At 64.9% G+C, this 23,412-nt stretch carries 21 protein-coding genes and 1 pseudogene; 14 read left to right on the forward strand and 8 right to left on the reverse strand.

Annotation, left to right across the window (positions count from 1 at the left end):
• Positions 1-21 precede the first annotated feature (21 nt).
• From prpC to CXB49_RS12320, 6 genes are all read left to right on the forward strand, one after another.
• A complete protein-coding gene (prpC, locus tag CXB49_RS12295) occupies positions 22-1,170 on the forward strand; it encodes a 2-methylcitrate synthase (protein ID WP_101708671.1) in 1,149 nt (382 codons plus the stop codon).
• Between the two features lie 48 nt (positions 1,171-1,218).
• Positions 1,219-1,794, forward strand: a complete 576-nt coding sequence (locus CXB49_RS12300) for a putative glycolipid-binding domain-containing protein (RefSeq protein ID WP_101708672.1) — start codon at positions 1,219-1,221, stop codon at positions 1,792-1,794.
• Between the two features lie 2 nt (positions 1,795-1,796).
• Positions 1,797-4,403 (forward strand): Fe/S-dependent 2-methylisocitrate dehydratase AcnD, encoded by a 2,607-nt coding sequence (gene acnD, locus CXB49_RS12305; RefSeq protein WP_101708673.1) that lies wholly within the window; start codon positions 1,797-1,799, stop codon positions 4,401-4,403.
• Between the two features lie 412 nt (positions 4,404-4,815).
• Entirely contained in the window at positions 4,816-5,154 is a 339-nt protein-coding gene (locus CXB49_RS12310; protein WP_101708674.1) for an endonuclease domain-containing protein, read from the forward strand.
• 49 nt (positions 5,155-5,203) lie between these two features.
• Positions 5,204-6,394 carry a 2-methylaconitate cis-trans isomerase PrpF gene (prpF, locus tag CXB49_RS12315; RefSeq protein WP_101708675.1) on the forward strand — a complete coding sequence of 397 codons (1,191 nt, stop codon included), beginning with the start codon at positions 5,204-5,206 and terminating at the stop codon, positions 6,392-6,394.
• Between the two features lie 199 nt (positions 6,395-6,593).
• The gene (locus CXB49_RS12320; RefSeq protein ID WP_158300810.1) at positions 6,594-6,944 is read left to right on the forward strand and encodes a cupin domain-containing protein; all 351 of its coding nucleotides are present in this window, start codon (positions 6,594-6,596) and stop codon (positions 6,942-6,944) included.
• Between the two features lie 21 nt (positions 6,945-6,965).
• Here the strand turns inward: CXB49_RS12320 and CXB49_RS12325 are convergent, their stop codons facing one another.
• Positions 6,966-8,042: an NAD(P)-dependent alcohol dehydrogenase gene (locus tag CXB49_RS12325; RefSeq protein WP_101708677.1), complete on the reverse strand. Its 1,077-nt coding sequence runs from the start codon at positions 8,040-8,042 to the stop codon at positions 6,966-6,968.
• 269 nt (positions 8,043-8,311) lie between these two features.
• Here CXB49_RS12325 and CXB49_RS12330 point away from each other — a divergent pair, with 269 nt between their 5' ends.
• Positions 8,312-9,148: a DMT family transporter gene (locus CXB49_RS12330; protein ID WP_101708678.1), complete on the forward strand. Its 837-nt coding sequence runs from the start codon at positions 8,312-8,314 to the stop codon at positions 9,146-9,148.
• Here CXB49_RS12330 and CXB49_RS12335 read toward each other — a convergent pair.
• Positions 9,136-10,182 (reverse strand): IS630 family transposase, encoded by a 1,047-nt coding sequence (locus tag CXB49_RS12335; RefSeq protein ID WP_101706528.1) that lies wholly within the window; start codon positions 10,180-10,182, stop codon positions 9,136-9,138. The two genes, CXB49_RS12330 and CXB49_RS12335, sit on opposite strands and share 13 nt — an antisense overlap.
• Before the next feature lie 169 nt (positions 10,183-10,351).
• Here CXB49_RS12335 and CXB49_RS12340 point away from each other — a divergent pair, with 169 nt between their 5' ends.
• Together CXB49_RS12340 and dapA are read left to right on the forward strand one after the other, a co-directional pair.
• Complete coding sequence (locus CXB49_RS12340) at positions 10,352-10,741, forward strand: lysozyme inhibitor LprI family protein (protein WP_101708679.1); 390 nt, start codon at positions 10,352-10,354, stop codon at positions 10,739-10,741.
• 79 nt (positions 10,742-10,820) lie between these two features.
• Positions 10,821-11,723 carry a 4-hydroxy-tetrahydrodipicolinate synthase gene (gene dapA, locus CXB49_RS12345; protein ID WP_101708680.1) on the forward strand — a complete coding sequence of 301 codons (903 nt, stop codon included), beginning with the start codon at positions 10,821-10,823 and terminating at the stop codon, positions 11,721-11,723.
• Between the two features lie 80 nt (positions 11,724-11,803).
• Here the strand turns inward: dapA and CXB49_RS12350 are convergent, their stop codons facing one another.
• Entirely contained in the window at positions 11,804-12,304 is a 501-nt protein-coding gene (locus tag CXB49_RS12350) for a YajQ family cyclic di-GMP-binding protein (protein ID WP_101708681.1), read from the reverse strand.
• A 129-nt stretch (positions 12,305-12,433) separates the two neighbouring features.
• Here CXB49_RS12350 and CXB49_RS12355 point away from each other — a divergent pair, with 129 nt between their 5' ends.
• Positions 12,434-13,069 (forward strand): LysE family translocator, encoded by a 636-nt coding sequence (locus CXB49_RS12355; protein WP_101708682.1) that lies wholly within the window; start codon positions 12,434-12,436, stop codon positions 13,067-13,069.
• A gap of 75 nt (positions 13,070-13,144) precedes the next feature.
• Positions 13,145-13,663, forward strand: coding sequence for a DUF1993 family protein (locus CXB49_RS12360; RefSeq protein ID WP_101708683.1), 519 nt, complete (start codon positions 13,145-13,147; stop codon positions 13,661-13,663).
• A 114-nt stretch (positions 13,664-13,777) separates the two neighbouring features.
• Here CXB49_RS12360 and CXB49_RS12365 read toward each other — a convergent pair whose 3' ends face one another.
• The 5 genes from CXB49_RS12365 to CXB49_RS12385 form a co-directional block, all read right to left on the reverse strand.
• Positions 13,778-13,981, reverse strand: coding sequence for a DUF2788 domain-containing protein (locus CXB49_RS12365; protein ID WP_101708684.1), 204 nt, complete (start codon positions 13,979-13,981; stop codon positions 13,778-13,780).
• Between the two features lie 45 nt (positions 13,982-14,026).
• Complete coding sequence (locus CXB49_RS12370; protein WP_199406680.1) at positions 14,027-14,896, reverse strand: DMT family transporter; 870 nt, start codon at positions 14,894-14,896, stop codon at positions 14,027-14,029.
• Between the two features lie 64 nt (positions 14,897-14,960).
• Positions 14,961-16,187 (reverse strand): argininosuccinate synthase, encoded by a 1,227-nt coding sequence (locus CXB49_RS12375; RefSeq protein ID WP_101708685.1) that lies wholly within the window; start codon positions 16,185-16,187, stop codon positions 14,961-14,963.
• A 50-nt stretch (positions 16,188-16,237) separates the two neighbouring features.
• Positions 16,238-17,161 carry an ornithine carbamoyltransferase gene (gene argF, locus CXB49_RS12380; protein WP_101708686.1) on the reverse strand — a complete coding sequence of 308 codons (924 nt, stop codon included), beginning with the start codon at positions 17,159-17,161 and terminating at the stop codon, positions 16,238-16,240.
• 190 nt (positions 17,162-17,351) lie between these two features.
• Positions 17,352-19,310 (reverse strand): aminotransferase class I/II-fold pyridoxal phosphate-dependent enzyme, encoded by a 1,959-nt coding sequence (locus tag CXB49_RS12385; RefSeq protein ID WP_101708687.1) that lies wholly within the window; start codon positions 19,308-19,310, stop codon positions 17,352-17,354.
• A 153-nt stretch (positions 19,311-19,463) separates the two neighbouring features.
• Between CXB49_RS12385 and dinG the strand changes: the two genes are divergently transcribed.
• The 3 genes and pseudogenes from dinG to CXB49_RS12400 all read left to right on the forward strand — a co-directional run bounded on the left by dinG (position 19,464) and on the right by CXB49_RS12400 (position 23,366).
• The gene (dinG, locus tag CXB49_RS12390) at positions 19,464-21,584 is read left to right on the forward strand and encodes an ATP-dependent DNA helicase DinG (protein WP_101708688.1); all 2,121 of its coding nucleotides are present in this window, start codon (positions 19,464-19,466) and stop codon (positions 21,582-21,584) included.
• A gap of 117 nt (positions 21,585-21,701) precedes the next feature.
• Positions 21,702-21,989, forward strand: a pseudogene (locus CXB49_RS12395) (DUF3579 domain-containing protein); the annotation flags it as partial.
• A gap of 198 nt (positions 21,990-22,187) precedes the next feature.
• Positions 22,188-23,366 (forward strand): porin, encoded by a 1,179-nt coding sequence (locus CXB49_RS12400; RefSeq protein WP_101708690.1) that lies wholly within the window; start codon positions 22,188-22,190, stop codon positions 23,364-23,366.
• Positions 23,367-23,412 lie beyond the last annotated feature (46 nt).

Below are 23,412 nucleotides of genomic sequence, written 5' to 3' on the forward strand. Positions count from 1 at the left end.
GACTGCAATCAGGAGAAAGCAATGAGCGAAACCGTATTGACGAGCAAGCCCAAGAAATCCGTGGCGCTGTCCGGCGTGGCCGCCGGCAACACCGCGCTGTGCACCGTCGGCCGCAGCGGCAACGACCTGCACTACCGCGGCTACGACATCCTGGACCTGGCCGACAAGGCGGAATTCGAGGAGGTGGCCTATCTGCTGGTGCACGGCAAGCTGCCGAACCGGGCGGAACTGGCCGGCTACAAGAAGAAGCTGAAATCGCTGCGCGGCCTGCCCGCCTCGGTCAAGGCGGCGCTGGAAGCGCTGCCGGCCGGCGCCCACCCGATGGACGTGATGCGCAGCGGCGCCTCGGCCCTCGGTTGCGCGCTGCCGGAGAAGGATGACCACAATCTGGCCGGCGCCCGCGACATCGCCGACAGGCTGATGGCCTCCTTCGGCTCGATGTTGCTGTACTGGTACCACTACAGCCACAACGGCAAGCGCATCGACGTCGAGACCGACGACGACAGCATCGGCGGCCATTTCCTGCATCTGCTGCATGGCGTCAAGCCGCCGGCGGAGTGGGTGCGCGCGATGCACACCTCGCTGAACCTGTACGCCGAACACGAGTTCAACGCCTCCACCTTCACCGCCCGCGTCATCGCCGGCACCGGCTCCGACATGCACAGCGCCATCACCGGCGCCATCGGCGCCTTGCGCGGCCCGAAACACGGCGGCGCCAACGAGGTGGCCTTCGAAATCCAGCAGCGCTACGAGAGCCCGGACGAGGCCGAGGCCGACATCCGCGCCCGCGTGGAACGCAAGGAAGTGGTGATCGGCTTCGGCCACCCGGTGTACACCCTCTCCGACCCGCGCAACAAGGTGATCAAGGAAGTGGCGCGTGAACTGTCGAAGCGCAATCAGGACATGAAGATGTTCGACATCGCCGAACGCCTGGAAACCGTGATGTGGGACGTCAAGAAGATGTTCCCCAATCTCGACTGGTTCTCGGCCGTCAGCTACCACGCGATGGGCGTGCCGACCGCGATGTTCACGCCGCTGTTCGTGATCTCGCGCACCAGCGGCTGGAGCGCCCACGTGATCGAGCAGCGCCAGGACGGCAAGATCATCCGCCCGTCGGCCAACTATATCGGGCCGGAAGACCAGGCCTACGTGCCGCTGGAAAAACGCTGATGCAAGCGGCGCGGCCATCCGGCCGCGCCGGCAATACTGGAGCAGTAGATGAAGCAAGCCTTGTTCTGGCAGCGCCTGGACAGCCCGGGACTGGAGCAGGTGGAAATCGAAACCGGCGTCGGCCTGTCGCTGACCGCCAGCGGCAGCCTGCTGCACGCCGACACCGGAACCAGCCTGCGCTACCGGATGCAGCTGGACCACAAGGGCAGACTGAGCCATGCCCACATCGACGTCGCCGCGCCCGAGCCGCGCCAGTTGACGCTGCAGCACACCGAAAACGGCCGCTGGCTGCTCAACGGCCAAGCGGACCCGGCCTGGGACGGCTGCCAGGAGCTGGACCTGCAGGCCTGCGGCTTGACCAACGCCTTTCCGATCCGCCGGCTGCAATTGGCGGAAGGCGACAGCGTGGAGCTCTCGATGCTGTTCGTCCGGTTGCCGGCCCTGACGCCGACGATCTGCCCGCAGCGCTACACCCGCTTGCCGGACCGCGACGGCCTGGCCCGCTACCGCTACGAATCCCCGGGCTTCGCCGCCGACATCCTGGTCGACGCGCAAGGCCTCACCGTCCATTACAGCGATTTTCTGCAACGGCTGCCCGACGGCGCCGCGACCGAGCGAAAATAGACATGAACCGCCAATACCGCACCGCCCTGCCCGGCACCGGGCTCGACTACTATGACACCCGCGCCGCCATCGAGGCGATCCAGCCGGGCGCCTGGGACAAGCTGTCCTACACCGCCCGCGTCCACGCCGAAAACCTGGTCCGCCGCTGCGAGCCGGCCGTCCTGGGCGAATGCCTGGAGCAGATCGTCTACCGCAAGCGCGAGCGCGACTTCCCGTGGTTCCCGGCGCGCGTGGTCTGCCACGACATCCTGGGCCAGACCGCGCTGGTGGATCTGGCCGGCCTGCGCGACGCCATCGCCGACCAGGGCGGCGACCCGGCCCAGGTCAATCCGGTGGTGCCGGTGCAGCTGATCGTCGACCACTCGCTGGCGGTGGAGTGCGGCGGCTTCGACCCGCGGGCTTTCGAGAAAAACCGCGCGATCGAGGACAGGCGCAACGAAGACCGCTTCCACTTCATCGAGTGGACCAAGACCGCCTTCGACAATGTCGACGTGATCCCGGCCGGCAACGGCATCATGCATCAGATCAATCTGGAGCGGATGAGCCCGGTGATCCACGCCGACAACGGCGTCGCCTATCCCGATACCTGCGTCGGCACCGACAGCCACACGCCGCACGTCGACGCGCTGGGCGTGATCGCCGTCGGCGTCGGCGGCCTGGAGGCCGAGAACGTGATGCTGGGCCGCGCCTCATGGATGCGGTTGCCGGACATCGTCGGCGTCGAGCTGTCCGGCAAGCCGGCCGCCGGCATCACCGCCACCGACCTGGTGCTGGCGCTGACCGAGTTCCTGCGCCAGCAAAAGGTCGTCGGCGCCTATCTGGAATTCTACGGCGAAGGCGCCGCGGCGCTGACGCTGGGCGACCGCGCCACCATCTCGAACATGGCCCCGGAATACGGCGCCACCGCCGCGCTGTTCTTCATCGACGCGCAGACCCTCTCCTATCTACAGCTGACCGGCCGCAGCGACGAGCAGGTCCGGCTGGTGGAGACCTACGCGAAGACCGCCGGCCTGTGGGCGGACAGCCTGAAGACCGCCGAATACGAACGGGTGCTGCGCTTCGATCTGGCCAGCGTCACCCGCAATCTGGCCGGCCCGTCCAACCCGCACAAGCGGCTGCCGGTGTCGGCGCTGGCGGAACGCGGCATCGCCGCCAACCTGGACCAGGCGCGCCAGCAGGAAGCGCAAGGCCTGATGCCGGACGGCGCGGTGATCATCGCCGCCATCACCAGCTGCACCAACACCTCGAACCCGCGCAACGTGATCGCCGCCGGCCTGTTGGCGCGCAACGCCAACCGGCTGGGCCTCGCGCGCAAGCCGTGGGTGAAATCGTCGCTGGCGCCGGGCTCCAAAGCCGTCGAGCTGTACCTGAAGGAAGCCGGCCTGCTGGCCGAACTGGAACAGCTGGGCTTCGGCATCGTCGCCTTCGCCTGCACGACCTGCAACGGCATGTCCGGCGCGCTCGATCCGAAAATCCAGCGGGAAATCGTCGACCGCGACCTGTACGCGACGGCGGTGCTGTCCGGCAACCGCAACTTCGACGGCCGCATCCATCCGTACGCCAAGCAAGCCTTCCTGGCCTCGCCGCCGCTGGTGATCGCCTACGCCATCGCCGGCACCATGCGCTTCGACATCGAGAAGGACGTGCTGGGCGTCGCCGACGGCAAGGAAATCCGCCTGCGGGACATCTGGCCGTCCGACGAGGAGATCGACGCGGTGCTGAAGCGGGCGGTGAAACCCGAGCACTTCCGCCAAGTGTACGAGCCGATGTTCGCGATCCGTCAGCGCAGCGACGAGAAAGTCAGCCCGCTGTACGCCTGGCGGCCGCAGTCCACCTATATCCGCCGCCCGCCGTACTGGGAAGGCGCGCTGGCCGGCGAACGCACCTTGCGCGGCATGCGGCCGCTCGCCATCCTGCCGGACAACATCACCACCGACCATCTGTCGCCGTCCAACGCCATCCTGCTCGATTCCGCCGCCGGCGAGTACCTGGCCAAGATGGGCCTGCCGGAGGAGGACTTCAACTCCTACGCCACCCACCGCGGCGACCACCTGACCGCGCAGCGCGCGACCTTCGCCAATCCCAAGCTGTTCAACGAGATGGTGCGCGACGGCGACGGCTCGGTGCGGCAGGGCTCGCTGGCCCGCGTCGAGCCGGAAGGCAAGGTAATGCGGATGTGGGAGGCGATAGAAAGCTATATGGACCGCAAGCAGCCGCTGATCATCGTCGCCGGCGCCGACTACGGCCAGGGCAGCTCGCGCGACTGGGCGGCCAAGGGCGTGCGCCTGGCCGGCGTCGAGGCCATCGTCGCCGAGGGCTTCGAACGCATCCACCGGACCAACCTGATCGGGATGGGCGTGCTGCCGCTGGAGTTCCAGCCCGGCGTCAACCGCATCACGCTGCGACTGGACGGCACCGAGACCTACGACGTGATAGGCAAGCGCGAACCGCGCGCCGAGCTGGCGTTGGCGATCCACCGCCGCGACGGCGAAACGGTGCGGGTGCCGGTGACCTGTAGGCTGGACACCGCCGAGGAAGTGTCGATCTACGAGGCCGGCGGCGTATTGCAGCGCTTCGCGCAGGACTTTTTGGCGGGGGTGAGGGGCTGAACCCCTCTCCCCCGGCCCCTCTCCCGCAAGGGGAGAGGGGTGACCCGTTGATTTTGTTGTATTGCCGACAGTGGCCGGCGATTCCGACACGGGAATAAGTGATAGGCAATGACAGATTCAGAGCTTGAATGCCAGCGACTCGACAAGTCTCCCTCCCCTAGAGAGAGGGATTAAGGTAGGGAGAAAGCCGTTTGACTTTGTTTTACTGCTGACAGAAGCAAGGTGAAGATACAGAGGCCAAGCGTCAGCGACTCGACAAGCCTCCCTCCCCTAGAGAGAGAGATTAAGGTGGGGAGAAAGCCGTTTGACTTTGTTTTACTGCTGACAAAAGCAAGGTGAAGATACGGAGGCCAAGTGTCAGCGACTCGACAAGCCCCTCTCCCCTCGCGGGAGAGGGGTTGGGGAGAGGGGGATGCGCCAGCTGGACTTCGCCAAGACACTGCGCCGGGACATGACCGATGCGGAACGACTGCTGTGGAAATATTTACGCGCTCACCGCCTGAACGGCGAGAAATTCCGCCGCCAGCAACCGATAGGCCCCTACATCGTCGACTTCGTCCACTTCGGCGCGCGGCTGATCATCGAGGCGGACGGCGGCCAACACAATGAAAGCGGCAGCGATGCCGTGCGCGACGCCTGGCTGCACGCACAAGGTTTCAGAATCATGCGCTTCTGGAACAACGACATTCTACAAAACCGGGACGCCGTCTTTGAAACGATATGGCAAGCGCTGAGCATCCCGATGGAATGAACTTCGCGGCGGTCCGATGCCGGACCGGCGACAAGCACAGGAAAAAAACATGACTCACCCGGCCCAAATCCGCATTCCCGCCACCTATATGCGCGGCGGCACCAGCAAGGGCGTATTCTTCCGACTGCAGGACTTGCCGGAGGCCGCCAGGCAGCCCGGCGCGGCGCGCGACGCGCTGCTGCTGCGCGTCATCGGCAGCCCGGATCCGTACGGCAAGCAGATAGACGGCATGGGCGGCGCGACGTCCAGCACCAGCAAGACGGTGATCGTGTCCAGGTCGGCGCGGCCCGACCACGACGTCGACTACTTGTTCGGCCAGGTCGCGATAGACAAGGCCTTTGTCGACTGGAGCGGCAACTGCGGCAACCTGTCCGCCGCCGTCGGCCCCTTCGCCATCGCCGGCGGCCTGCTGGACCCGGCGCGCATCCCGGTCGACGGCGTCTGCACCGTGCGCATCTGGCAGGCCAATATCGCCAAGACCATCATCGCCCACGTGCCGATCCGCGGCGGCCAGGTGCAGGAAACCGGCGACTTCGAGCTGGACGGCGTCACCTTCCCCGCCGCCGAGGTCCAGCTGGAGTTCCTCGACCCGGCCGACGACGGCGAAGGCGACGGCGGCGCGATGTTTCCCACCGGCAATCTGGTCGACACGCTGGAGGTGCCCGGCGTCGGCGCCTTCCCGGCCACGCTGATCAATGCCGGCATCCCCACCATCTTCGTCAACGCGGCCGACATCGGCTATACCGGCGCCGAGCTGCAGGACGCGATCAACGGCGACCCGGCGGCGCTGGCGCGCTTCGAGACGATACGCGCGCACGGCGCGCTGAAAATGGGGCTGATCAAGAACCTGGACGAGATCGCCACCCGCCAGCACACGCCGAAGATCGCCTTCGTCGCGCCGCCGGCCGACTATCTCGCCTCCAGCGGCAAGCCGGTGCACGCCGCCGATATCGATCTGCTGGCGCGGGCGATGTCGATGGGCAAGCTGCACCACGCGATGATGGGCACGGCGGCGGTGGCGATCGGCACCGCGGCGGCGGTGCCGGGCACGCTGGTCAATCTGGCCGCCGGCGGCGAGGCTCGCCAGGCAGTACGCTTCGGCCATCCGTCCGGCACGCTGCGCGTCGGCGCCGAGGCGCGGCTGGTCGATGGCGAGTGGACGGTGGCCAAGGCCATCATGAGCCGCAGCGCCCGCGTGCTGATGGAAGGCTGGGTCAGAGTGCCCGGCGACGCGTTCTGACATTCCGCCTTGCGAGCGAAAAGGATGCCTCGGCATCCTTTTTTCATTGCCCGCCCGCCTTTTTCGCCCCCACGCCGGCCACTTCCACACCGACTGTGGGATAATGACGACAGGCATTCACGCAGGCCGCGCGCATCCCGGAATCATTCGGCCCGAGCGCCGCGTCATGTCGCCCGTCCATCCCCGGAAAACCCAAGCCATGAACAGCTCCACCCCCATCCTGACCGCCTCCGACGACTGGCACTGGAGCCCGACGCCCTATCCCGGCGTGGACTTCACCTGGCTGCGCCGCAATCCGGACGGCGGCGGCTCGGCGCTGCTGAAACTGGCCAAGGGCGCCAAGCTGCCGCTGCATCGCCACCCCGGCGCCGAACAGGTATTCGTCACCGCCGGCCGCCTGAAGATAGGCGAGCACGTGCTGGGCAAGGGCGACCACCTGTTCATCGACGCCGATGTGCCGCACGCGGTGGAGGCGCTGCAATCGGCCGTCTACCTGACGCTGTCGGAAAATGACGGCGTCGAACTGCTGGAGCCGGATCAGGCTGGCTGAACCGGCTCAGGCAAGCGATGGTCAGAACGGCTTGATCGCCACCTTCAGCACGCCGTCGCGCTGGTGCGAGAACAGCTCATAGGCCTCGACGATCTGCTCCAGCTTGTAGCGGTGCGTGACCAGCGGCGACAGGTCCAGCCGGTCGCTCTCCAGTACATTCATCAAGCGCCGCATCCTTTCCTTGCCGCCCGGACACAGCGAGGACACGATTTTCTTGTCGCCCAGGCCGGCATTGAACGCGTCCAGCGGAATTCTCAGGTCGCTCGAATACACGCCCAGGCTGGACAAGGTGCCGCCGGGCTTCAGTATCCGCAACCCGGACTCGAACGTGCCCTGGGTGCCCAGCGCCTCGATGGCGGAATCGACGCCGCGGCCGCCGGTCAATTTCAGAATTTCAGCAACGACGTCCACCTGACGGAAATTCAGCGTCACATCGGCGCCCAGCCTCCGCGAAATGGCCAGCCGGTCGTCGATACCGTCGACCGCGATGATGCACGAGGCGCCGCGCAAGCGCGCTCCGGCCACCGCGCACAAGCCTATCGGCCCCTGCGCGAACACCGCCACCACGTCGCCTATCTTGATATTGGCCGCCTCGGCGCCGGAAAAGCCGGTGGACATGATGTCCGGACACATCAGCACCTGCTCGTCGCTGAGGCCGTCCGGAATCGGCGCCAGATTGGCCTGGGCGTCCGGCACCAGCACGTACTCGGCCTGGGTGCCGTCTATGGTGTTGCCGAAGCGCCAGCCGCCCATTGGCTTGTAGCCGTGGCACTCGCAGCCGCCATCCTGCGACGGATAGCCGTCCTGGCAGCCGTAGGAGGTGAAGCTGGGACAGATCGCGCCGGCGATCACCCGCTGGCCCTCGTGGTATCCGTTGACCCCGGCGCCCAGCTTCTCGATCACGCCGACCGGCTCATGGCCTATGGTCAGGCCGGAGGCCACCGGATACTCGCCCTTGAGAATGTGCACGTCGGTGCCGCAGATGGTCGTGGTGGTGATCCTCACCAGCGCGTCGCCCGGTCCCACCGCCGGAATCGGCTTTTCCCTGAGCTCTATCCTGCCCGGTGCGACGAATACCGCTGCCTGCATGCTGTTCATGGCTGCCTCCTGTCGTGACGGAACCCACCGGGCCAACGCCGACGGCCGGCTCCGGGATGAAAACCGAACCCGTCTTCCACTAGGCCGCAATATCGCGGCGCGGGCAACTGCCCGGTCGGTCCATCGCGGCGGCGCATGACCTGGATCAAACAACATGTGGCCGGGCGGCGCCGCGCGGACGGCCAAAACCGCGCCGTTGATGTAACAACTGGTTTACAATCAGCCGCTACACATAAAATATCTCCATATAAAACAAAAGAGAGACATCGATGAATCAAGCGATGCTTTACGCGCTCGCCGCGATCGCCATGTGGGCCTCCGTCGCCACCCTCAGCGCCCTCACCCACACGCTGCCGCCGTTCTTCGTCGCCGGCGTCGGCCTGCTGCTGGGCAGCCTGCTGACCGTGCGTCGCATGGCCGACTGGAAGGTGCCGCCGAAAAACTTCGCCAACGGGGTTTACGGCATCTTCGGCTTCTACTTCTTCCTGTTCAACGCCTACCGGCTGGCGCCGGTGATGGACGCCACCGTGCTCAGCTACGTCTGGCCGCTGTTGATGGTGCTGCTGTCGCCGCTGCTGGTGCCGGGCACGCGCTTAGGCGCCAACCACATCCTGGGCAGCCTGATCGGTTTCGCCGGGGCCGCGCTGATCGTCACCGGCGGCAAGCTGTCGCTGTCGATGTCCGCGCTGCCCGGCTATCTGATGGCGCTGGGCGCCGCCGTGGTATGGGCCACCTACAGCCTGTTCACCCGCCGCCTGCCCGCCACGTCGGACAACGCCGTCGGCGGCTACTGCTTCGTCTCCGGCCTGCTGGCGCTGGGCCTGCATTTCGCCACCGAACCCGCCGCCCATCCGTCGGCCATCCAATGGCTGATGATCGCCGTGCTGGGCCTGCTGCCGATGGGCGCGGCCTTTCTGTGCTGGAACCGCGCGATGCAGCTGGGCGATCCGCGCCAGACCGGCGCGCTGGGCAACGCCACCCCGCTGCTGTCGACGCTGATGCTGGTCGCTTCCGGCCAGGCCGCGCTGAACGGCGCGGCCGCGCTGGCCATCGCGATGATATTAATCCGGCAGTCAAATACCGTACAGAAAGCTCATGCCGCGTAGCGGATTTTTTCATGCCGGAAGTACGACCGGATTCTGGCCGGCTGCTTCTGCAATGAGCGTAAATGGGACAGCACTTTCCCTTGAAGTTGACCGTCTGATCGAACCGGCTCACCTGCGCTCATTCTGGCCTTCAGGTCGCCGTTCAAGTATTCATCCGGGTTCAGTTCCGGTGAGTAGCTGGGCAGGAAGAACAACTCAATCGCCTTCTTGTTCTCTTCCTCCTCCAACCATGCTTGCACCAGCTTGCTGTGATGCACGCGCAAGTTGTCGAGGATCAAGAACACCTTCTTGCCGCCAGCATCACGGATCAGCCGCATCAGAAACTTGATCAGCACCCGGGCCGTCAAGGTCTCCCGGTACAGCATGAAGCGCATCTTGCCTTGGTTGGTAATGGCCGAAATCAAGTTGATGCGCGCTCTTTTCGATTGGGATAACACCAGAACTGGGGTTTGGCCTTTTGGGGCGTAGCCACGCGGAAAGTGCTCAACACTCGACACCGCCGATTCGTCGCCCCAGCTGATTTCAGCCATTTCCGCTTTGGCACGCGCGACGATAGCCGGGTATTCCTCCTTGAGCCATTTCTCGACTGCTGCCGGTCGCTGCTCATAAGCGCGTTTGAGCGGGCGCTGCGGCGTAAAGCCCCAGCGGGCCAAGTACAGACGGACAGTACGGATCGGCAGATCGATCAGAAACATCTGCTTGATTACAGCCTTGACCGCCTGAGCACTCCACAGGGCAAACCTCAGCTTCATCTGGTCTGGCGTGCGATCCACGATGTCCTGCTTGATCCGGGCTTCCTGCGCCTCGGTCAGCCGACGGCCGGTGCCTTCGGCGCGACCGCGCTTCTGTTCTTTGAATCCCTGCGCACCTAGTGCTGCCTCACGCACCACCCAGGCGGAAATGGTGGGGCGGCGCAGCCCGAGTTCTTCGGCAATACTGGCTTGAGACCGGCCTCGCTTGTACATCCGGATAGCGGTACGCCTCAGCTGCTCACGGGCGGCCAGTTCAAGCTTGCGCACATCGATTTTTTCCATGCCGGAAGTATACAATCTGTACGGATTATTACTGCCGGATTAATAGTCGGCGGCGCCGCGCTCGGCACCGTTCCGCCGGAGCGCTTGCGGCCGTTTCTGCGTCCGCTGCGCCGCGCCTGAACGGAATCGTCGGGTTATAATCGCCGCATCCCCAACCGGAGATCACGCGATGAAGACCCGCTTTGCCGTTCTGCTGGCGCTGCTTGCGGCCAGCCATGCCGCGCTGGCCGAGGACGATCCCTGCAAGGACGCGAAAAACACCCTGGAAACCAATGAGTGCATGCAGCGGCAGTTCGACGGCCAGGACAAGCTGCTGAATCAGCGCTACCAGTCGCTGCTGCAGAAATTGCGCGACGGCGAGGAGGCCGCCGCCGGCAAGGACAAGCCGTCGACGATGCTGATCCAGGCGCAGCGCAAATGGATCGCCTACCGCGACGCCGACTGCGACACCAAGTACCGCATCTACATCGGCGGGACGATACGCAACGCCGTCTATCTTGGCTGCAAGATCGAGCGCACCGAACAACGCATCAAGGAGCTGGACCCGCAGAACTGGTGAGCGGATCGGTTTCCACCCCCGACGCCGGGGAGTATCATGGCCCCCTAATCTTTAAATAGAACTAAAAAAAGGGGCCGACATGGCAAAACACTGGGGCAAGGTGCTGACCGCGATGGTCACGCCGTTCGACGACGACGGCCGGCTGAACCTGGACATGGCCTGCGCGCTGGCGCGCCGCCTGGCGGACGACGGCAGCGACGGCCTGGTGCTGGCAGCCACCACCGGCGAGGCGCCGGCCCTGAGCGACGACGAGCGCTTTGAACTGATCCGCGCCGTCAGCGAGGCGGTTTCCGTTCCGGTGCTGGCCGGCACCGGCAGCAACGACACCCGCCACGCGCTGGCGATGACCGCCAGGGCCGAGGCGGCCGGCGCCGCCGGCGTGCTCCTGGTCTCCCCGTATTACAACCGCCCGCCGCAGGCCGGCATCGAGGCCCATTTCCGCGCGCTGGCCGCCGCCACCCGGCTGCCGGTGATGCTGTACGACGTGCCCGGCCGCACCGGACGCCGCGTCGCCCACGATGTCTTGTTGCGGCTGTTCCGCGAGGTGGACAACATCGTCGCCTTCAAGGACGCCACCGGCGATCCCGCCGCCGCCGCCCGGCTGGTGGCCGAGGCCGGCGACCGTTTCGAGCTGTATTCCGGCGACGACGCGCTGACGCTGCCGCTGCTGGCCGTCGGCGCGGTCGGCGTGGTCGGCACCTCCACCCACTGGACCGGCCCGGAGTTCGCCGCGATGATCGCCGCCTTCGAGCGCGGCGACGTCGCCGGCCCCCGCGCGATCAACGCCGCGCTGCTGCCGTCCTTCGCCTTCTCCAATACCGACGACTCGGTATATTCGATGTCGGTGAAGGCGATGTTGCGCAGCCAGGGCCTGGCCGTCGGCGAATGCCGGCTGCCACTGCCGGCCGCGCCGGAAGGCGTGGAGGCGCAGGCCGCCGAAGTCTGGCGCAAACTGAAAGCCTGGCGCGCCGGCCAGCGCTGAGAGCCCGTCCTGCCGCCGGCGATGAAAAAAGGAGACCCGAAGGTCTCCTTTTTTGTGACTGACGCGCCGCGCGGCGGGAATCAGTCGCGGAAGTTGTTGAACTGCAGCGGCGAGCCGTTTTCCAGATCGCTGGCGATGTCCTTCTTCAGCAGCGCGATCGCCTCCTGCAGCACATCGCGCTTCGCGCCGGACACCCGCACCGCCTCGCCCTGTATGCTGGCCTGCACCTTCATCTTGGAGTCCTTCAGCAGCTTGACGATCTTCTTCGCCAGATCGCTGTCCAGGCCTTCCTTGATCTTCAGCACCTTCTTCACCTTGTTGCCGGACACTTTCTCCAGCTTGCCGTAATCCATGCTGCGCACGTCGACGCTGCGCTTGGACAGCTTGTTCACCAGAATGTCGTTGACCTGGTCCAGCTGGAATTCGGTGTCGGCGAACAAGGTCACTTCCTTGTCGTTGAATTCGATCCGGGCGTCGCTGCCCTTGAAATCGTAACGGGTGCCGACCTCTTTGTTGGCCTGATCCAGCGCATTGCGCACTTCCACCTTATCCACTTCGGAAACGACATCAAAAGACGGCATAAAACGATCCTCGAAAATAAACAGCCGAATTCTAGTAGCGCCTTCGCCGCTTGTCACCCGCAAGCCATTGCCAAAACCGCCGCGGCTATGGTGTGATCGGGGACAATCGCACGCCCAAGGACCTTTTCGATGCTTGTCACCCTGCCGCAAATGGCCGCCTTCCTGGCCGCCGCCATGCTGATCACCGTGTCCCCGGGACCGGACAACCTGATGGTGCTGAGCCAGGGCATCTCGCGCGGCCGCCGCCAGGGCATGGCCTTCGGTCTGGGCTGCGCGCTGGGCTGCCTGAACCACACGCTGCTGGCGGCCATCGGCGTCAGCGCGCTGATCGCCGCCTCGCCGCTGGCCTTCGCCGCGCTGAAGCTGGCCGGCGGCGCCTACCTGGTTTATCTGGGCTGGGGCGCGATCCGCAGCCCGGGCGCCAGTTTCCGCGCCGACGGCGCCGACGCCGGCCCCCAGGGCTCGCTGGCCGCCACCTTCCGCCGCGGCCTGATCGCCAACGCGATCAATCCCAAGGTGGTGCTGTTCTTCCTGGCCTTCCTGCCTCAATTCGTCAATCCGGCCCAGGGACCGGTCGGACTGCAGACCGCCATCCTCGGCACGCTGTTCACGCTGCAGGGCGCGGCGATCTTCGGCGCGCTCGGCTACTTCTCCGGCCATGTCGGCCAGTGGCTGGCCAGAAGCCGCAAGGCCAGCCAGTGGCTGGACCGCGCCGCCGGCGCCATCTTCATCGCGCTGGGCCTGCGACTGATCCTGGCGCGCTGAGCCGTCGCCCGGATGACAGGACGGTCAATCGGCGCTATAAGTGACGAATCGATTCCAATCGCACAGGAGCCGTCGATGAGCGCATCCCTCTACCCATTGTCGCTGCCGGCGCTGGAGCGCGGCCTGAACAACCTGGCCGCCATCCTGCGCAAGGCCGAGGCCGACGCCGAGGCGCGCAAGATCGCGCCGGAAGTGCTGCTGAACGCCAGGCTGGCGCCGGACATGTTCCCGCTGCTGCGCCAGGTGCAGATCGTCAGCGACACCGCCAAGGGCTGTGCCGCCCGACTGGCCGGCGTCGAGGTGCCGAGTTTCGCCGACGACGAGCAAAGCTTCGACGAGCTGCAGCGGCGCATTGCCAGGACGCTGGACTTCATCGGCGCGATCCGCCCGGAGCAATTGGCCGACGCGGCGAGCCGCGAGGTGGTGCTGAAGCTGCGCGGCCAGGAAGTCCGCTTCGACGGCCAGAGCTATCTGAGCCAGTTCGTGTTGCCCAATTTCTATTTCCACCTGACGGCCGCCTACGGCATTCTGCGCCACAACGGCGTGCCGCTGGGCAAGACCGACTACCTCGGCAGCCTGCCTCAGAACCCCTGACAAAACCGGCTATCCTGGGTTGCGCCTCCTTGCCGTGCCAGATGCGCTGTCTGCGTCGGCGCGCCGCCCCAAAGACAAAGCCCCGCTTCCGCGGGGCTTGGATCGTCCGGCCGGCTATTTGCGCAGCAGGAATTCGGCCAGGATGTTCTTGAACACGAAGCCGCTGACGCCGAAACCCAGCACCAGGAACAGCACGATCATGCCGGTCTTGCCGGCTTTGGACTTCTTGCCCAGATCCCAGATGATGAAACCCATGAACAGGATCAGGCCGGTCAGACAGACGACCAGCGACACATCGGTGAATTGCTCTTCGGACACGCTATCAACCCCCGCCGCCCCGCTCCCGGCGCGAGGCTTGTTTGATCAACGGGAACGGCCGCCGCGCAATACCAGCGCGACGCCCGCCGCAGCCAGTACGATACCCCCCATCGCCAGCGGGCTCAAGCGCTCGTCGAACAGCCACCAGGCCTGCAGCGCGGTCAGGCCGGGCACCAGGTACAGATAGGCCGCCACCCGCCCGACCTCGCCGTCGCGCAGCATCCGCAGCAGCAGCAGGATGGCCAGCACCGACAGCATCAGCACGCTCCAGCCCAGCGCGAAGACGAAGGGCCCGCTCCACACCACCGACTGATCCCGCTCGAAGACCAGCGCCAGCGCGCCGGTGATGGCGAAAGCCGACAGATATTGATGGAAGGCGCCGGTCAGCGGATGCAAGCCCTGGCCGCGGCGCTTCTGATACAGCGTGCCGATGGTGATCATCAACAAGGCGGCGACGACGAAGGCGACGCCGGCGCCGCCGGCCAGCGCCAGCCCCTTGCCGCCGGCGATCACCAGCGTGGTGCCGGCCAGGCCCAGCAGCAGGCCCAGCCATTGCGGCGGCGCGAAGCGCTGCTCGCCCATCCGCCAAGCCAGCAAGGCGGTCAACAACGGCTGCAGACCGACGATCAACGCCGCCAGTCCGGCCGGCACGCCCAGCTTGATCGCGGCGAACAGGCCGCCCAGATAACCGGCGTGCAGCATGCCGCCACTGACCCACTGCCGCCGGGCCTGCGCCAGCGTCGGCCAGGCGGGCCGCAGCGCGGCGATCAAGCCGGCGAAGCACGCCAGCGTCAGCGCCATGCGGATGGCGAGAAAGGTGAACGGCCCGCAATACGGCAGGCCCAGCTTGGCGCCGATGAAACCAGTGCTCCATAGCAGCACAAACACCCAGGGAATCCACAGACTGACGCGCACGCTAGCCTCCACATCATGAAAAATGGCGGCCAACGGCCGCCATCTAGGCTAAAGATCGATCGGGTCAGCCGCGCTTGGCCCGCGCATTGGCGGCGATGCGCATCCGGAGCGCGTTCAGGCGGATAAAGCCGGCCGCGTCGGCGTGGTTGTACGCGCCGCCGTCCTCGTCGAAGGTCGCGATGGTCGGATCGAACAAGGAATCGGTCTTCGATTCGCGGCCGACGACGATCACATTGCCCTTGTACAGCTTCAGCCGCACCCAGCCGTTCACCGTTTCCTGCGACGCGTCTATCGTCTGCTGCAGCAGCTTGCGCTCCGGGCTCCACCAGTAGCCGGTGTAGATCAGCTGAGCGTATTTCGGCATCAGCTCGTCCTTCAGGTGGGCCACCTCGCGGTCCAGCGTGATCGATTCAATCGCGCGGTGCGCCTTCAGCATGATGGTGCCGCCCGGCGTTTCATAGCAGCCGCGCGACTTCATGCCGACATAGCGGTTCTCGACGATGTCCAGCCGGCCGATGCCGTGCTTGTTGCCCAGGCGGTTCAGCTCGGTCAGCACGCCGGCCGGGCTCAAGGTCTGGCCGTTGATGGCGACGATGTCGCCCTTGCGGTATTCCAGCTCGACGTATTCGGCCTGGTCCGGGGCGTTCTCCGGGCTGACGCTCCACAACCACATGTCCTCTTCCGGCTCCCGCGCCGGATCTTCCAGCACCGTGCCCTCATAGGAGATGTGCAGCAGGTTGGCGTCCATCGAGTACGGGCTGCCGCCGTTCTTCTTCTTGCTGATGTCGATGCCGTGGGCCTCAGCGTAGGCCAGCAGCTTCTCGCGCGACAACAGGTCCCACTCGCGCCACGGCGCGATCACCTTGACGTCGGGCTTCAGCGCGTAATAGCCGAGTTCGAAACGGACCTGGTCGTTGCCCTTGCCGGTGGCGCCGTGCGACACCGCGTCGGCGCCGACGCAGTTGGCGATCTCGATCTGGCGCTTGGCGATCAGCGGCCGGGCGATCGAGGTGCCGAGCAGGTATTCGCCCTCGTAGATGGTGTTGGCGCGGAACATCGGGAACACGTAGTCGCGGACGAACTCCTCGCGCAGGTCCTCGATGAAGATGTTTTCCGGCTTGATGCCGAGCGACACCGCCTTCTGACGCGCGGGCTCGACTTCCTCGCCCTGGCCGATGTCGGCGGTGAAGGTCACCACTTCGCATTGGTACTCGTCCTGCAGCCATTTCAGGATCACCGAGGTGTCCAGCCCGCCGGAATACGCCAAAACCACTTTATTGATGTCAGACATTGCTTCTCTTCCCACTGAATTAGTTTGCCAATCGCCTGCCGGGCGGGACCTCAGTCCTCGCGGTGCCCCAGCAGCAGATATTCGATCAGGGCCTTCTGCACGTGCATGCGGTTCTCGGCCTCGTCCCAGACCACGCTTTGCGGGCCGTCCATCACCTCGGCCGAGACTTCCTCGCCGCGGTGCGCCGGCAGGCAGTGCATGAACAGCGCTTCAGGCTTGGCGTGGCGCATCAGCTCGGCCGTCACCTGGTAGCCGTCGAAGGCCTCCAGCCGCGCCTTCTGCTCGGCCTCGTAGCCCATGCTGGTGAAGACGTCGGTGACGACGATGTCGGCGCCGTGCGCCGCCCGCGCCGGATCCTGGGTCAGCTCCAGCACATCCGAGCCATAATGGTGGCCGTCCAGCGCCTTGAGCTCATAGCCTATCGGCGAGGCCACCCTCAGCTTGAAGCCAAGCACGGCGGCCGCCTGCAGCCAGGTGCGGCAGACATTGTTGCCGTCGCCTATCCAGGCCACCGTCCGGCCCTTGATCGAACCGTGCCGCTCGACATAGGTGAAGATGTCGGCCAGCACCTGGCACGGGTGGTATTCGTTGGTCAGACCGTTGATCACCGGCACCCGGGAATGCGCGGCCAATCGATCGACCTGGCGCTGCTCGAAGGTGCGGATCATGATGATGTCGCTCATCCGGGACAGCACGCGCGCGGTGTCCTCTATCGGTTCGCCGCGGCCGATCTGCGAGCTCTTGGTGTCCAGGAACATCGCGTGGCCGCCCAGCTGCGCCATGCCGGCCTCGAAGGAGGCGCGGGTGCGGGTGGAGTTCTTTTCGAACACCATCGACATCACCTTGCCGACCAGCGGCCGGTGCAACTCGCCGGCGCCTTGTCGTCGCTTCAGGACCCGGCTTCGCTCGAAGAGATGGTGGTACTCGTCGGGAGTGAGGTCGCTGAACTGCAGGTAATGCCTAACGGACGTCATGATGCTCCAATCAAAAAAAGAAGCCGTTGCGCGTGTAACACCGGAAGGTGGTTTCATGCGCAACGGCACATTACTACACGCTGGTCTCAAGTCACTTTACAGATGTCGCACCTCATAAAAGACATGGGCATGATTTACAGAAATGCGACATTTGTTATATTTATCGGAAATCACCGGCGCTGACAAGCACTCAATTGCATAAAGCGCGACCAGGCAGTTCCGCCAGCTCCTGCGGCCTCAGGACGCGCAGGAAGAATTCGCCGCCATCCTCGGCCAAACCATGCATTTCTATGGTCTTCTGCGTTTTCTGCAGCCGGGCGAGATAAGCCAGGATGGTATCGTCCACCACCTGCCCCGGCACCAGCACCGGGATGCCCGGCGGGTACGGCACGATCTGGTCGCAGCTGATGCGCCCTGCCAGCGCGGCGTTCGGACGGCCGTCGTCGTCCAGCAGCGGCAGCCTCTCGCCGGCCTCGTAGAAGGCGTCGCGCGGCAGGCAGGCCAGCCGGCTGAAATGCGGAATTTCCGGCATCCGGCCCAGCGGCCGCGGCGGCCTCCCCTCCTTGGCCAGCCGCAGCATCGCGTCGTGCAGCCGCGACAGCTTGCTGCGGGTCGTGCCTATCGTCAGCAGCAGCGTAATGGTGTTGAACGTCGACTTCTCCACCTGGATGTTGTAACGCTCGAACAGCGCCTGCTGCAATTCGTCGGCGGTGAAGCCCGAGCCGCTGAAATCGACGGTCAGCTTGGTCGGATCGAGGCGAATGCCGTCCTCGCGAACCTCCTCCGGCAGCAGATCCTCCAGTTCCAGCACGCGGAAGGCGCCGGTGGAGTTGATCTTGTCGCGCAACTCCTGCGCCAGCTTCAGCGTGCGGTCCAGCAGGCGGTAGCCCTCGGTCACCGCCTGCTTGCGCGCCACATCCAGGCTGGCGATCAGGTTGTACTGCGGGCTGGTGGACGCGTGCATATTGAAGTTTTCGCGGAACAGATGCTCGTCGAAGCGCGGGTCGTTGACGTGGATCATGCTGGCCTGCGAGAACGCCGACAGCACCTTGTGCGTGCTTTGCGTCACGTAGTCGGCGCCGGACTCCAGCGCCGTCGGCCGGAAGGCCGGATGGAAGCGGGCGAAGCCGAACCAGGCCTCGTCGACGATCACCTTAATGCCCTTCGCGCGCGCCGCCTCGACGATGGGCTTCAGATCGTAGCGCAGGCCGTCGTAGGTACATGAGGTCAGGATCAACACCCTGGCGTCCGGATTGGCCTCGATCGCGTCGAAAATGGTGGCCTTGGGCACCGGGCCGAAAATGCCGTAGCGGCGATTGACCGACGAATCCAGATACACCGGCAGCGCGCCGGACAGGATGACGCCGTGATGGACCGATTTATGGCAGTTGCGGTCCAGCAGCAGCTTGTCGCCGGGCGCCAGCAGCGTCTGGAAGATCACCTTGTTCGACGTGGAGGTGCCGTTGGTGGCGAAATAGGTCTTGCGGGCGCCGAAAGCCTTGGCCGCCAGCATCTGCGCCTCGGCGATGACGCCGGTCGGATGCAGCAGCGAATCCAGCATCGGCACCGATACCGACAGGTCGGCGCGCAGCAGGTGCTCGCCGACGAAATCGTGGAAGTCGCCGACCCACGGACTACCCTTCAGCGAATCGCCGCCGGAATGGCCCGGCGTATGCCAGGAATCCTTGGCCATCCGCACATACTGCTTCAGCTTGTCGTAGAACGGCGTCGCCGACTTTTCCGCCAGCTCCGCCAGCAGAATGCGGAACCAGCCGTTGAAATCGGCCTCATCGCGGTAGAAGTAGCCGTCGACCGCGTGGCTGGCCAGCTGTTCGACCAAGGCCCGCTCGTCGTCGTCCTGCAAGAAGACGTAGAGCGAGATCTCCGGGCGGAAATCGCTGATGCGGTTCGCCAACTGGGCGGCGGCCTCTCCGTTGGCCGTGCCCTTCAGCTGCTTGTCGACCAGCACCACCTGCACTTCGCCGTCGCGGGCGATCAGGTCCATTGTTTCCGCCGTGGTGACCGCCGAAACAAAGGTCAAGCCAAACGGATTCTCCAGCCGCACGGCGGCGGCTCCCAGACCGGCCAGCACCTCGGCCTGCCATGTCACATCGTCGCTGACCACGACAACGCGGCTAACGGGTTTCATGACGGTTTCTCCTCTTGCTGTTTGCGGCGCACTTGTTTTTGGCGTCTGTCCAGACGTACGCGCTGTTTCTTGTTTGACGTCTATCCTATCCACATCCGGTGCCCGCCGTCATTATGCAGGCGCACATCGGTCGCATACGGTACAATCGCGCCCATGCTGACCGATGCCGAAAAAGACGCCATTCGCGACCATTACCGCGCCATTTCCGACCGATTGCCGGGGTTCCGCCCGCGCGCGCCGCAGCGCCGCATGCTGGCCGAAATCGCCAACGCGCTGTCGCGCGCGCAGGAAAAGGTCGGCGACGACTGGCCGGAACGCGACGGCGAAAGCATCGCCGTGATCGAGGGGCCGACCGGCGTCGGCAAGAGCCTGGCCTATCTGCTGGCCGGCGGCGTGATGGCGCGCGCGCGCGGCAAGAAGCTGGTGGTCACCAGCGCCACCGTCGCGCTGCAGGAGCAGCTGGTCAACCGCGACCTGCCCTTCGTCGTCGAAAACAGCGGCCTGCCGCTGAGCTTCGCGCTGGCCAAGGGCCGCGGACGCTACCTGTGCCCGTACCGCCTGTACGGCTTGACCGCCCAGCATTCGCAGCAAAGCCTGCTGCAGCCGGACCCGATGATGGCGCTATGGGATCACAAGCCGGAGCAAGCCGAGCTGGACGCGCTGAACGCGATGGCCGACGCCTTCCATCAGCGCAAGTGGAACGGCGACCGCGACAGCTGGGAGGCCGTGCTCGAGGACGGCCTGTGGTCCCGCGTCACCAACGACCGCCACGGCTGTCTGAAAACCGCCTGTCCGAACCGTGTCGAGTGCCCGTTCTACCTGGCCCGCGACACGCTGGAAAATGTCGACGTGGTGGTGGCCAACCACGACCTGATGCTGGCCGACGTGTCGATGGGCGGCGGCGTCATCCTGCCGTCGCCCGAGGAAAGCTTTTACTGCATAGACGAGGCGCACCACCTGGCGAAGAAGGCGATCAACCAGTTCGCCGCCGAGCATTCGCTGGCCCAGGCGCTGGGCTGGCTGGACAAGGTCGGCGCGGCGGTCGTCCACGCAGAGGCCCACACCGGCAAGGCCGAGCTGGCCAGCAACGCGATAGACTCGGCCGCCGCCTGCGTCGAGACGCTGACCGAGTGGCAGTGGCTGCTGGGCAGCGAGGACGCGCTGGCCGTCAGCAGCGACAATCTGGAGCCGTCCTGGCTGATAGAGGACGGCGTGCTGCCGGAAAGGCTGAAAACCTCGGCCGCCAATATGGCTATCTCCGCCCGCGCGCTGTCCAAGCAGCTGGACGATATGGGCAACGCGCTGGCCGAGGCCCGCAAGGACAAGAGCGACGGCGACCTGGACAAGACCGCAACCGAGCTGGGTTTTCTGATCGGCCGCGCCGAGCAGCTGAGCGCGGTATGGGATTTGTTCGATACCGAAACGCCGGAGAACGCGCCGCCGATCGCCAAATGGATCACCCGCCGCGCCGAGGGCAAGGGCGATTATCTGTTCTCGGCCTCACCGGTCAGCGCCGCCGCCAGCCTGGCCGCCACACTGTGGCGCCGCGCCGCCGGCGCCATCCTGACCTCGGCCACGCTGCGCTCGCTGGGCGACTTCGAACTCTTGCTGTCGCAAACCGGCCTGAAATGGCTGCCCAAGGTCAGCTGCCTGGCGCTGGAATCGCCGTTCAATTTCGACGAGCAGGGCGAGCTCTATCTGCCCCCGCTGCTGGCCAGCCCTAAAGATCCGGGCGGCCATACCCGCGAAATCATCGAATGGCTGCCCAAGCTGATCGACCTGTCGGAAGCGGTCGGCACGCTGGTGCTGTTCTCGTCGCGCAAGCAGATGCAGGAAGTGGCGGCCGGCCTGCCGGCGACGCTGAAGGAACGCCTGCTGATCCAGGGCGAAATCCCGAAACGGACGCTGCTGGACAGCCACCATCAACGATTGAAGGAACAGCAGGCCAGCGTGATTTTCGGCCTGGATTCGTTTTCGGAAGGGCTGGACCTGCCCGGCGAGAGCTGCGTCCACGTCATCATCGCCAAACTGCCGTTCGCGATGCCGGACGATCCGGTCGGCAAGACCTTGTCGCGCTGGATAGAAAAACGCGGCGGCAACCCCTTCATCGAGCTGACGGTGCCGGAAGCGTCGATCAAGCTGGTCCAGGCCGTCGGCCGGCTGATCCGCACCGAACGCGATTACGGCCGCGTCACCATACTGGACAATCGCCTGACGCGGCAGAGTTACGGCAAAAAGCTGCTGGCCTCGCTGCCGCCATTCAAGCGCATATGATTTTCAGGTATGATCACAAAACTTTCGCATTAGCAAAAAACGCCGGCCCAGAAAAAACGCCTTAGCAGCGACTACAAAACAGGCTACACCAAAAGCAAACACACTGGTTCCACCGCCATGATCTGCAATCCGTACGAAATCGTGATCCAGGGACTCACCTCCGAGGGTCGCACCTTCCGCCCCAGCGACTGGGCAGAACGCCTGGCCGGCATCCTGGCCTCCTTCGATACCAATCAACGTCTGTCCTACCACGCCTTCGTCCGCCCGATGCTGCTGGAAGGCGTGCGCTGCGTCGCCGTCGACAAGAAGCTGGAAAAGATTCACCCGCAGATCTTTCAGTTCCTGATGGCCTTCGCCAAGGACAATGACTTGCGCGTTGTCGATTGTCGGACACTAATAGACGAAATCTACCCGAACAAGTTTTCGGCATAATTGCAACAGGCGTCGCATTATCGCCACGCCCAACGGCCAGTTTGGAAACACTCCCGTCATATTCTGTGGTTAAACTAAGACAAGTTGTGAAGCAGCCGTGCGTAAGTTGTTAAAACCGACACGGAACTTCACTGCTTCGCCACAGAACCTAGACTTGACTGGAGTTCCATCATGCAAAAGAAGAATCTGGCAGCTATCGTTGCATCGCTGTTCATCGTCCCGGTCGCGGCCCACGCCGACGTCACCATCTATGGTTTCATCAGCGCCGGCATCGAATCCGCCAAGGCCACTGGCTCGACCACCAGCCAATACAACTCCCGCACCCGCGTGGTGGACGAAAACTCCCGCATCGGCTTCAAAGGCTGGGAAAGCCTCGGCGGCGGCACCAAGGCGATCTGGCAGGTTGAAAGCAGCCTGCGCAACTTCGAGCAGGGCGGCACCAACGACAAGGGTCAAACCGCGACCTTCGCGACCCGCAACACCTTCATCGGCATCGACAACACCGATGTCGGCCGCTTCCTGATCGGCCAGAACGATTCCGCCTACAAGGTCTTCACCGGCAGCAGCGCCAGCGCGCTGGGCACCGACGTCTTCGTCAACACCACCGCCGACAACTTCAGCGCCAGCTCGGTCAACAGCCGCGGCGAAGCGCGTCTGACCAACTCCATCCACTGGTTCTCGCCGAACTGGGCCGGCTTCACGCTGGGCGGTTCCTGGGGCGTCGACGAGGCTCGCGTAGCCGGCAACGACTCCAAGCGCATCTCGCTGGGCCTGGGCTACAACTGGGGCGGCCTGAATGTTGCGACCGCCTGGGACCGTCAGTATGACATGGCAGTCAAAGCCAACACCAACAGCTACAATACCTCCAGCACCAACGATCCGACCGTCCTCGGCCTGAACTCCGGCAAGAATGTCAGCTTCTACAGCATCGCCGCCAGCTATAAGTTTGACTTCGGCACCTTCATCGGTGGCAACTACGAATGGGGTACCTTCGACCAGGTCGGCGGCGGCCAGGTCAAGCAGGACGACTGGCTGATCGCGCTGGGCCAGGACTTCGGCCCCGCCTCGGTCAAGCTGTCCTACGGCCAGCTGGGCGCGCTGAAGAACGTCGGCGCCGGCGTCAACGGCGACGACTTCAAGGCCAAGCAATGGACGTTGGGCGGCTACTACAACCTGTCCAAGTCCACCCAGCTGCTGACCTACTACACGAAGATCACCAACAATCGTCTGGCCAAGGCTAACTTCGCCAACAACCCGGTCTACGATACCGGCCTGGGCACCAGCGCCGCCGCTCTGACCGCCGGCAACAGCCCGCAGGCCTTCGGCGTCGGCATGAAGGTATCGTTCTAAGCTGCTCCAAAGCCGCTCCAAGCAAAACGCCACGGCATGCCGTGGC

Source organism: Chromobacterium sp. ATCC 53434 (assembly GCF_002848345.1).
GTDB lineage: Bacteria > Pseudomonadota > Gammaproteobacteria > Burkholderiales > Chromobacteriaceae > Chromobacterium.